Genomic DNA, 11350 nt, shown 5'->3' on the forward strand with positions numbered 1-11350 from the left:
GATTGATAATTTTTGCCCGTTCTCTTGCGCCCAGATCTGCAAGGCTACCCACTTGGAATACAGGTCTACCTCTAACCAAAATATCGGCAAAATAGACTTCACTATCGGTATTACCAAGGGATGAATTCGCATCAGCGGGAATAGGAACCATCTCATCTTGAGCAACACTCCGGTGAGGACTAGCCAAGAAAAGAAATCCAGTAGCAAAGACGACAAGGCTTAATCGACGTGAACCGTTAAGTAGGATTTTCATGAATGGTCAGTTTTCAGCGTTTTGAACAGATTTAGCCAAAACAGAGTAAATTACCCATCCCTCGTTTGACTTCTAGCTACAGACAGGTAATTGAAAACAATACCAAATCCGGGGAACACTACCCCCTTTCTGGGTGTTCAATGGGGTGTGGGGTGTGGGGTGTGGGGTGTGGGGTGTGGGGTGTGGGGTGTGGGGTGTGGGGTGTGGGGTGTGGGGTGTGGGGTGTGGGGTGTGGAGAATAGCCGCCAAAGGCGGATTGGGTATTATAACCCAGTCCGCGCAGGCGGACTTTGTTTGTGTAGCAGCGATTTCAATCGCCTCCTCAAAGCTGTTCAACATGGCTGTGTCTAAGGATTGCCACTGGTGATGCGAAGAATTTTATCTTTCTCAGGGGGACAGTTCCCGCGTCCATCGCAGTTGCTCGTGGTAACATAAAGCTCACCATCGGGTCCCATAATCACTTCCCTAAGCCGACCCAACTCATTTTGAAAATACACTTCATGACTTTGAACCTGATAGGGAGACTGTGGCTCAAAGGTAACGCGATGCAGATGAGACGCACCCAAGACACCCATTAACAGACTACCCCGCCACTCTGGAATCGCGTCCCCCGTGTAAATGGCGGCTCCACCTGGAGGTACGGCTTCCTCCCAACTCAGAGAAGGAGGTATCATCCCTTCTTGATCTTGACAACCGTAGATGGGGGGCCAGCCAAGGTTAGCACCTGCACTGGCGACGCTGACTTCATCATGTCCGGTTCTACCCAGTTCACCACTCGGTCCATGATCAGTGATGGCGAGGGTTGATGGGTTCAACCAGTCAAATCCCTCAGTATTACGAACACCGATAATATAGACAGGATTGCCAGGAAAGGGATTATCCTCTGGAACCTGTCCCTCTGGAGTCACGCGCAGAATTTTTCCCGCAAGACTGCTGACATCTTGGGAATTTTGCGGATTTCTGGCATCGCCAGTGCCAATATAGAGCATTCCATCGGGTCCGAAGCGTAGACGCCCACCATTATGAAAGCGTGCGATGGGAATATTATCAACGATGATTTTATCGGCTGAGGCACTCGTGCCATCGGGTGATAGCTGCCATCGCTCAACCAGATTGACGGATGATCCGTTGCGGTCTGCGGTGTAGTAAATATAAAATAGCCGATTACTGGCAAACTCAGGATGAGGCGCGATACCCAGTAATCCCCCTTCTCCCCTAGCGGTTACGGGAACAATGGCGACAGGTTCACTCTGGAGTTGCCCATCCCGCACCAGTCGAATCCGCCCAGGGCGTTCAGTCACTAGCATATCTGAGTCTGAGAGAAACAGAATTCCCCAAGGGACTTCCAAACCAGAAACGACTTCTTCAGCTTGCACCGCCACCTGTCCTTGGGAACCATAGCCATTTTCAACCAGAATACAGTCACGGTTAGGAGACGCCGCCGCTTGAGTTGAGGGTCTAGTGGTAGTATTGGGTGCTGGTGATGTTGGGGTGTCTGCTGTGTTTGTGCGATCGCCTTCCGGGGTTGAGGTGGTGCAGGCAGTTAGTGCGATTAAGCACAAAGCCATCCATAACGTACCTGTGAGGGTTTTCTTGTCCTTCATCGTTTTACCCAAAGCCTGTCCTCCCCACCTGCCTCACTTAGGTTGATTGTTTCAAAACCATTCAGCGAATCCGTCCCTCCTAGGGAGGATTAGCCGTACAGATCCCGCATTCAATTCCGATGCCAACGAGTGACACCACCCGGTTGATCAATCAGCGTAATCCCTTGGGCTTTGAGTTCATCCCGAATGCGATCGCTCATTTCAAAATCCTTCCGTTTCCGCGCCTCGGTACGTTGCTGAATCAGCGCTTCAATCTCTGCATCACTTAATCCACTCGTCGATTCCTGACGAATTTCCTCCGCTTGCGCCTCAAGTCCAAACACCTGCGCCAATTCCACTAAAGTATGCCATTGTGCTTCTAATTCCTGGGACGATGTCCGGGTTTTCCCTTCATGTACTAAAATATTCCCCTCACGCCCCAACTCTTTTGCCAGTTCAAATAATACGGCTAACCCTTCAGCAAAATTGAAATCATCATCAACAGCAGTTTGAAACCGTTCTAAAACAGCAGTTTGCCGTTTATCTGAGTCTTGCCACCCCAGTTGTTCACCATACTGAACGCCAAACAGCAATCCCTCCTTCAACGTATACCAACCATTCGTCGCCGCCGCCAACGCATCATCGGTAAAATCTAAGGGCTTGCGATACTGTGCCTGGAGGACAAACAACCGTACCGCCATCGGATCAGTGGGGCGATCGAGTAAATCCCGAATGGTGATAAAATTCCCCAAAGATTTCGACATCTTCTCCCCATTCACAATCACCATCCCCGTATGTAACCAGTAACGCGCCAAGGGTTGACCCGTCACCGCTTCTGATTGGGCAATTTCATTCTCGTGGTGGGGAAACACCAAATCCGATCCCCCCGCATGAATATCCACCGTGTCCCCCAAATTGTCCCGAATCATCGCCGAACACTCAATATGCCATCCAGGGCGTCCCGCCCCCCAAGGCGATTCCCAGGCAGGTTCTCCGGGCTTAGAACCCTTCCACAGGGCAAAATCAAAGGCATCTTTTTTCTTCGCCGCCTCAGCATCCGCTACCTCGACTCGTCCACTCGCCCCCGCTTGTAAATCCTCTAACTTTCGTCCCGACAACTTGCCATACTCACCAAAACGACGCACAGCATAGTAAACATCTCCAGCGGCGGGGTAGGCGTAATTTTTCTGTTCTAGGTCATAAATTAGCCGCTTAATCCCATCTAGGCAATGTGTCGCCCGGGGATAGGCATCCGCCTCATTCACATTCAGCCGCGCCATATCCTCAAAATACGCCTGAATGAAGCGTTCCGAGACAGCCTCCATCGAGGTTCCCTCTTGTCGCGCCCGATTCAGGATTTTATCGTCAATATCGGTAAAATTCTGCACGTAGTTCACCTCATAGCCGCGCCATTGTAGATAACGACGGGCAGTATCCCAGATAATGCAGGTTCTAGCATGACCCAAATGGCAATAGTCATAAGCGGTGATGCCGCAGCAATACATCCGCACCTTACCCGTCTCTATTGGGGAAAACGGTTCTTTGCTACGAGTCAGTGTATTGTACAGGGTTAGGGTCATGGCAAAAGAACAGTAAACTCAGTTGGGAGCAGATACGCAATAATGAGAAAGGATTGGCATATCCAGCGTACAGCTTGATGTCTTAATTGAATCACACCTGTACGTTATCTTCCTATATTCTGACGTTTAAAGACAGTTCAACATACCGCCTTATGCAATCAGTCACAACTCAGTCTGCATCCGACCCAACCCTGGACGCGGCGAAACATGGCTTACCTGTCACGATTATTACCGGATTTCTCGGCAGTGGCAAAACGACGCTGCTTAATCATATCTTGAGCAACCAAGACGGTGTCAAGACTGCCGTTTTAGTCAATGAGTTTGGCGAAATCGGCATTGATAATGAACTCATTGTCACCACCGGAGATGACATGGTGGAACTGAGTAATGGTTGCATTTGCTGCACCATTAATGAAGATTTAGTCAATGCCGTTTACAAGGTACTCGAACGGGAAGACAAGGTGGATTATCTGGTGGTGGAAACCACAGGATTAGCTGATCCCCTACCCGTCGCCCTCACGTTTCTGGGAACCGAACTGCGAGACATGACACGCCTCGATTCCATCGTTACTGTGGTAGACTGCGAGAATTTCAGTTTGGATCTATTCAATAGCGAAGCGGCATATAGCCAAATTGCTTACGGTGATATTATTCTGCTGAATAAAATCGACTTAGTTGATGAAGGTGATGTAGACGCCTTAGAGGTAAGAATTCGCGAAATTAAAGAAGGGGCGAGGATTATTCGCACCACTCAATCCCAAGTGCCATTACCGCTGATTTTAAGTGTAGGATTGTTTGAGTCAGATCGGTATTTTGATGAGTCATCGGATCATGACCATGAGCATCACCATGATCATGAGCATCACCATGACCACGATTGCGAGCATGACCATCACGATCATCACGATCACCACGATCATGATCACTCTCATCACTTAGAAAATGATGGATTTACCTCGATTTCCTTCCAGAGTGATAAACCCTTCAACATCCGGAAGTTTCAATATTTCTTAGACAATCAACTGACAACGAATATTTTCCGAGCTAAGGGAATTCTCTGGTTTGATGAGAGTCCAAACCGTCACATTTTCCACCTCAGTGGTAAGCGGTTTAATATCGAAGATGATCAGTGGAAAGGGGACAAGAAAAATCAATTGGTGCTAATTGGTCAAGATTTAGACCATGATAAGTTGTACAAACAACTTGAGAATTGTCTCTGTTTACCCTCGGTAAATCGAGGTAAGGGATTTGGGGCTTGACTACTGCTGAATTAAGAGAATCTGGGAGGGGGAGCATCAAAGCCCCTCTCCGTGGCGGGGAGGGGTTTGGGGAGGGGTCCATTGGTGTCAACTTAAGGTGAAAGCTCGGTTGAGCAAGGGTGTCGGGTGTCGGGTGTCGGGTGTCGGGATGAAATTGTCTGTTGTCGGCTAAAAAACCTCACACCTACCACCATTCACCTCACCTATTCATCCACAATGTTTTTTTCAAACAGGCTCCGTTTAATACATAGCTCCCCAAAATTGCTCGCTTTCCCCCACACCCCACACCCCATACCCCACACCCAGTATCCTATCGTGGGTAATGTGGCTTAAGTTGACACCCATGCACGTTGGTGCGCCCCTACGGTTTTCTGGCGTCAGCGTCATCCATCAAATTAGGTTGGCTACGCCACTACTGGCTTCGAGTTCCCTCCCCTTTGGCAAGGGGAGGGTTAGGGAGGGGTCAGATCAAGGCAAGATGCTCGCACTACATACAAGGATTTCGTAATTCTTGACATTAAGGTTTAAATGCCGAACAGCTTAAACTGACAACAATTAAGATAAACTTCTACACTCGTAGACTATTCCCATCCCCCAATGACTCGATTTCCCCATGACCAATTTGCCAAGGATTATCTTGACCAACTCTTGTCCCCAATCGGAAAAGTGGAAACCAGTCGCGACATTGCTGGAGAAGTGCGAGAGGTTGACGTTTTATTTATCCCCACCTCTATCTCAGATGACTACCTCCTCTCTCTGGGACTTTTAGGACGCTTTGTCACAACTGCTGCTGTCTTTGAACCCTTTCGCAACGCCGTCACTGCCGATCAAATTTGTGATTGTCTAGCGAAACTGTTTGACCTACATCGGGAATTGAGACGACGTGCCAGACGGGAGTCCACTTCCATTAATCTGAGTGAACTCTCCCAATTATGGATACTCACCCCCACCGCCTCAACACCCTTACTCGATAGCTTTGGAGCCTTCAGTGATGAGCAAAACTGGTTAAGTGGACTCTACTTTCTCCCCCAAGCTTTCCGAACAGCCATCGTCGTCATCCACCAACTCCCCCGTAGTCCAGAAACCCTATGGCTGAGACTTCTGGGAAAGGGCAGAGTCCAACAGCAAGCCATCGAGGAGATCACCGCATTACCCGAAGACAGCCAACGGCGGGAGTCTACGCTAGAGTTATTGTATAACTTGCAAGCCAACTTACAAGCCAATCAAGAACAACCCTTAGACACAGAGGAGAGGGAGTTAATTATGGCATTAGCACCCCTTTATCGGCAACAACTGGATGCGGCTCGGCAACAAGCCAGGGAAGAAGCTATGCAACAGGGATTACAGGAGGGATTACAACAGGGATTACAACAAGGATTACAACAAGGATTACAGCAGGGATTACAACAGGGATTACAGCAGGGATTACAGCAGGGACAACGGCTGATTATCGAAAACGTTCTCCAGACTCGCTTGGGACAGTTAACCTCTACCCTCGCTGCTTTAATCACTCCCTTATCGGCATTGCCCTCTCAGCAGTTAACTCCCTTTCTACTGCAATTGTCTCAACTCGAAAATAGTGAATCAGGAATTCAACAGGCACAGCGTTTCATTGTCGAAAATTTACTCAGAATTCGTTTTGGAGAATTGGACGCTCAACTCACCGCACTGGTCACTCCTTTATTAGGATTACCTCCCCAAGACTTAAGTCAATACCTCTCACAATTGCCTCAGCTATCCCGTGAGCAACTCCTGGCTCGATTTCCCCCAGCCAGTTCTTAAACGTGCCGTTGTCGTTCCCTCAAAGGAGCAGTTCAACAACCCCAACTTACTTCGTTGAAGTTGGGGATTGCCGGACAAACGGTGAATGAAAAATAACTAGATATTACTGAACTGATTCTTTATAAACTGGCAATGTAAAATAAAAGGTACTCCCAGAACCTAAGGTACTTTCCGCCCAAATTTTCCCCCCATGTTGCTGGATAATGCTGCGGCAAATCGCCAATCCTAAACCAGTACCTCCTTTTTGGCGGGAATCGGAAACATCGACTTGCTGAAATCGCCCAAAGATGCGTTCAAGGTGTTCCGTGGGAATTCCTCGTCCTTGGTCGGTAACGTGAAATAAAATACAATCTGACTGATGTTGGACACCCACGGTGATCGTCGTATTACTCTCAGAAAACTTGATCGCATTACTCAATAGATTCGTCAGGGTTTGAATAATCGTATCAGGCGCAACATAGACTTGAGCCGATAGGGGAGTCACCTGGATAGCAATTCCCGCCGCCTCCGCGATCGCGTCTATCGCTTCGACGGAATGTTTGATTAAATCTGCCACATCGCAGACTTCCTTAACTAGCGTCACTTGACCGGAATCCAAGCGTTCTAAACTCAGGATGTCATTCACCAACCGCCCTAAGCGATCGCAGTCTGTTACCGCAATATCTAACATCCGTTTGGCTTTGTCAGGTTGATTATCATAGACTCCCATCTTAAGTAAACCCAGAGAACCGCGCATTGAGGTGAGTGGAGTGCGAAGTTCATGACTAACCAGGGAGATAAATTCATTTTTCATCCGTTCCACAGCCTGACGTTGGGTAATATCTTCGCCAATACTCATGATTCCTGCGATCGCGCCAGTAATATCTCTTAGCACAGTATTATTCCATGCAATCAGTCGTTCTTCACCGGATTGGGTCAGAATGGAGTTCTGGCAGTAGGCATGGCTGTTGTGGTATAAAAGTTCATGGAAAGCCTGTTTAAGCTGCGGCTGATCGGAGGATGGGATAAATGTATTGAACCAGTTTTTCCCGAAAACTTCGGCTGAAGTATAGCCAGTTAAGCCTAAGCCAAAGGGGTTCATATACTCCACATCCCCCTGCCAATCTAAGCCAACAACCAGTAGTTGCACATTCTCTAACAGCGATCGCCATCGACGTTCGGTTTCTTGCAGGATCTGTTGGGTTTGATGACGCACGCGAATCTCTTGCTGTAAGCAGGCATTTTGTGCAGTGAGTTGCTGGGTTAACGCCCGCAGTTGCAGGTGAGTCTGGACACGAAGTAACACCTCTTCAAGCTGAATTGGCTTGCTGATATAGTCTACAGCACCCAGTTTTAGCCCCTTAATCTTGTAACTAGGATTCGCGCGATCGGCAACGGCTGTCATAAAAATAACTGGAATATCTTGGGTTTCCTCCTGCGCTTTTAAACGACGACAGACTTCAAACCCGTCCATTTCTGGCATCACCACATCCAACAAAATTAGATCCGGTAAGGTTATTGCCACAATTTTTAACGCTTGGACGCCACTTTTAACCGCGAGGACGTTAAATCCTGCTTTCATTAAAAAATCTGAGACTAATTGCAGATTAGCCACAGTATCATCAACCAATAAGATTTGGGGCAAGGAAGAGGACATGAACGGACTGGCATGACTGAATTTTGCAAAAAGCGGCACGTTGCCATTTTTATTGTTGCATAAGTGGGTGAGTTTTAATTCAGACCTTGCACCATTTTTAGCCTGCCTATTTTTTCTCGCTAAATTGTCCTTTTCCTGTGATTTTACCTAAGGGCAGGTTTAGTCAAATTATCAGTTTTATTAATAACCTTATCGGTACAACCCGCGCCTACAAATTGCCTTCTCCTGCGTCTTATATTCTGCTTAATTTACCGCTAATTAAGGTTAATGACTCACCATCCAAGGGCGTCCATTTTTCTGCTGACCATACGTTGGTGTTGTCGATTCTGTCGAACGCTTCACCCGTCGCGGTTCCTTTGGTTTGGGTAAACTCCCCGAATTTAAATTCACCATGGGCGCAGAAAATACCCGTTTCGCTACCCTCTGACAGGTTGGACAAAGCAGCGGTGTTCCTGCTTCTGCCAAGGTGCGCCATTTCTCAAAATCCCCACAATTATCACAGCGAAATTCGTACAACGGCATACCTTTATTTCTCCTTATAACCTTCTACCTCTGCTTTCTTAAGCTGTTCGGCATTTAAACCTTAATGTCAAAAAGTGCAACACCCTTGTAATGCGAGCATCTTGCTCGCTACCCATTCCCAATTTAAATGCGTGACAGCTTATACTAGGTTGGCAGAATTGGCTGATTAAAAATTTCCGTGGGCAAGGCTAATGTACAACAGGCATTAGGAATATCCACAATTCCACTAATCCGCCCTTCAATCGGCGCACAGCTTAACAGTAAATAGGCTTGTTCTCCCGTAAATCCAAACTTTTTCAGGTATTCAATCGCATTTAAACATGCTCGCCGATAAGCGACATGAGCATCTAGATAATATTGCTGCCCAGTCACTTCATCAACTGAAATCCCTTCAAAAACTAAATACTCCGAATAGCGCGGTTCAACGGGACCCGGCTTAAAAATTGGGTTAGTCATCCCATATTTTTCCACACCCCCTTTAATAATATCGACGTGCAGATCAATATAACCCGACATTTCAATCGCACCGCAGAATGAAATCTCACCATCTCCCTGGGAAAAATGAATATCTCCCATAGACAGTTTTGCACCATCTACATAGACTGGAAAATAAATCCGTGACCCTCTCGATAGATTCTTAATATCACAATTTCCCCCATGTTCACGCGGCGGAACCGTGCGGGCGGCTTCAGCGGCAACTCGGTCAAATTCTGCCCCTTTTAACGACCCTAAAATCGCATTTTGCGGATTAGGTAATGCCGCTAAGGGTGGCACACGATTAGGATTTGTTGCCACCAATTCCGCTTCCCGTTTATTCCATTGTGCCAATAATTCTGCTGACGGCGCACACCCAATTAAACCGGGATGAGTGATTCCGGCAAATCGCACGCCGGGAATATGACGAGAATGAGTATAAATCCCCTGTAAATCCCATATCGCTTTAGCCGCATTGGGAAAATGATCTGTGAGAAATCCACCACCATTTTCTCTAGCAAAAATACCCGTAAAGCCCCATTCATCCCCCGGTAATGCACCAATATCTAATAAATCAACAACCAGAATATCGCCCGGTTGCGCCCCATTCACATGAATAGGTCCACTCAACACATGCACCACCGTTAAATCTACATCCCGCACATCATCGGGGTTATCATTATTTTTAATTTGCCCATCTGTCCAATCTTTACATTCAATGCGAAAGACATCGCCAGGATTGACAGAAACCACGGCGGGAATATCAGGGTGCCAGCGATTATGACCGACTAACTCCTGTTCTGACATGGGTTTAGTGAGGTCTACTTTAAATAGAACGTCGGGCATAGAATACCTCTGATGAATAGATTGTTTTGTTGTAACTATTCAACGAGGAAACGAAAAGTAATTACTGTATAATTAACTACAAAAAAAGCTGATATTTAATAGATAAGCTTTTTAATATTAAATAGTGTAAATAAACCGATCCATTAAAGGAGAGTTTTTGCCTAAACCTAATTCATTAAAAGCTTAACTAATTCTTGAGTGATGGGAAAACCCATTTGAGACTCGACATGTAAAAACATCGGGCTAGGATTTGCCTCTAAAAATACATACTCACCCTGGGGACTCAGACGCCAATCAATGGCTGTCCACTCCAGCATTAAGGCTTGGGTAATGGCTAAACACTGGTGTTGAACCCTGTCTGGTAATTCGACTGGACGTAATTCCGCCTGTAAATCTTGCCGAAAGTCCAAAGCCGGAGAGCGAATTTCCACAGAATAGACAGATCCATTAATCACATAACTGCGAATATTTGTTCCGGGAATATACTCCTGTATTGTAACTGGCGAAAGACCGAGAACTAATTTCAGTCGTTCCAGTTCTAAGTGAGATTCTTTAAGCAATTGAGTATGTGTCCCGCCATAGACGGGCTTAAAAACTAGCATATCCTGAGATTGAGCGAATTGAAGGACTTGCTCTGCATCATTACTAATTAAAGTCGCTGGAATCACTATTCCTAATTGTTTTACTTGACTCAATTGGAGAGGTTTTTCTTTGTGAAATTGATAGGCTTGCCAAGAATTAACCCAATGCGCTGGGCAGGCTTGAATTAGGGTTCGCAGCGCACTCATCGAATCATTTAAGGCAATTCTTTGCTGTTCTGGCTCCAGATATGAAGGCAGATCAATACTGGAAAGACTACGCCAAAATACGCTATGAATATCTTGAAAGTCAAGTTTAACACCTTCAGGTAAGTTTAAACAACCCAACTGAGTATCAGGTTGCCAAGACATTTTTAACTGAGTGGGAAATAAGTGAGTATCTAAATAATAGACGGTTGCTCCTGCCTGGGTGAGCGCCTGTTTCAGGTGTACAGCATGGACATCTTCAGAGTTGCCGAGGATTAAAATATTCATCAATCAAATCGGAATTCTCGATCAGGTGAGTTAGGGGAGATACCAATCAAGCCAATCAGTGTTGAATTTAAGATCTACCTTAACTTCACCAATTATAAGCCTTTAGCGCTTGATCAAGCATCTCTAAACGATGAAGCCGCAGTTAGAGAAACTTAATGTCAATAATGGCGAAAGCCTTGTAGTGCGAGCATCTTGCTCGCTACTAAGCTGTCATGCATTTAAACTGTGATAAGAGCATTACCCTTATTTTTCAGTTTGCGTCCCCAGTTAATAACTAGCTTGTCTTCATTTAAAAGTTGATGCAACAAAGATTCTAACTCTTCAATGGATTCAAAAAGCCGA

At 46.4% G+C, this 11350-nt stretch carries 9 protein-coding genes and 2 pseudogenes; 3 read left to right on the forward strand and 8 right to left on the reverse strand.

Features of this window, described 5'->3' with window-relative positions; all coding sequences use genetic code 11:
• Positions 1–253: pseudogene (locus tag RIG66_RS12630) on the reverse strand (mechanosensitive ion channel family protein); the annotation flags it as partial.
• Between the two features lie 90 nt (positions 254–343).
• Between RIG66_RS12630 and RIG66_RS12635 the strand changes: the two are divergent.
• Positions 344–604 (forward strand): hypothetical protein, encoded by a 261-nt coding sequence (locus RIG66_RS12635; RefSeq protein ID WP_446378502.1) that lies wholly within the window; start codon positions 344–346, stop codon positions 602–604.
• Here RIG66_RS12635 and RIG66_RS12640 read toward each other — a convergent pair.
• Together RIG66_RS12640 and cysS are read right to left on the reverse strand one after the other, a co-directional pair.
• Complete coding sequence (locus RIG66_RS12640) at positions 601–1857, reverse strand: PQQ-dependent sugar dehydrogenase (RefSeq protein WP_446378504.1); 1257 nt, start codon at positions 1855–1857, stop codon at positions 601–603. The genes RIG66_RS12635 and RIG66_RS12640 overlap by 4 nt on opposite strands.
• 110 nt (positions 1858–1967) lie before the next feature.
• Entirely contained in the window at positions 1968–3416 is a 1449-nt protein-coding gene (gene cysS, locus RIG66_RS12645; RefSeq protein ID WP_446378506.1) for a cysteine--tRNA ligase, read from the reverse strand.
• A 152-nt stretch (positions 3417–3568) separates the two neighbouring features.
• On the opposite strand from cysS, the gene RIG66_RS12650 reads away from it, so the two are divergent.
• Both RIG66_RS12650 and RIG66_RS12655 read left to right on the forward strand, forming a co-directional pair.
• Positions 3569–4675 carry a CobW family GTP-binding protein gene (locus RIG66_RS12650; RefSeq protein ID WP_446378508.1) on the forward strand — a complete coding sequence of 369 codons (1107 nt, stop codon included), beginning with the start codon at positions 3569–3571 and terminating at the stop codon, positions 4673–4675.
• 597 nt (positions 4676–5272) lie between these two features.
• Complete coding sequence (locus tag RIG66_RS12655) at positions 5273–6457, forward strand: flagellar assembly protein H (protein WP_446378510.1); 1185 nt, start codon at positions 5273–5275, stop codon at positions 6455–6457.
• A 103-nt stretch (positions 6458–6560) separates the two neighbouring features.
• On the opposite strand, the gene RIG66_RS12660 is transcribed toward RIG66_RS12655, so the two are convergent.
• The 5 genes and pseudogenes from RIG66_RS12660 to RIG66_RS12680 form a co-directional block, all read right to left on the reverse strand.
• Positions 6561–8093, reverse strand: coding sequence for a hybrid sensor histidine kinase/response regulator (locus RIG66_RS12660; RefSeq protein ID WP_446378512.1), 1533 nt, complete (start codon positions 8091–8093; stop codon positions 6561–6563).
• Between the two features lie 264 nt (positions 8094–8357).
• Positions 8358–8615, reverse strand: coding sequence for an FmdB family zinc ribbon protein (locus tag RIG66_RS12665; RefSeq protein ID WP_446378514.1), 258 nt, complete (start codon positions 8613–8615; stop codon positions 8358–8360).
• 144 nt (positions 8616–8759) lie between these two features.
• Entirely contained in the window at positions 8760–9935 is a 1176-nt protein-coding gene (gene fmdA, locus RIG66_RS12670; RefSeq protein ID WP_006104111.1) for a formamidase, read from the reverse strand.
• A 167-nt stretch (positions 9936–10102) separates the two neighbouring features.
• Positions 10103–11008 carry an ATP-grasp domain-containing protein gene (locus tag RIG66_RS12675; protein WP_446378516.1) on the reverse strand — a complete coding sequence of 302 codons (906 nt, stop codon included), beginning with the start codon at positions 11006–11008 and terminating at the stop codon, positions 10103–10105.
• 218 nt (positions 11009–11226) lie between these two features.
• A pseudogene (locus RIG66_RS12680) lies at positions 11227–11350 on the reverse strand (IS630 family transposase); the annotation flags it as partial.

This window comes from Coleofasciculus sp. E2-BRE-01 (assembly GCF_040221695.1).
Taxonomy (GTDB): Bacteria; Cyanobacteriota; Cyanobacteriia; order Cyanobacteriales; family Coleofasciculaceae; genus Coleofasciculus.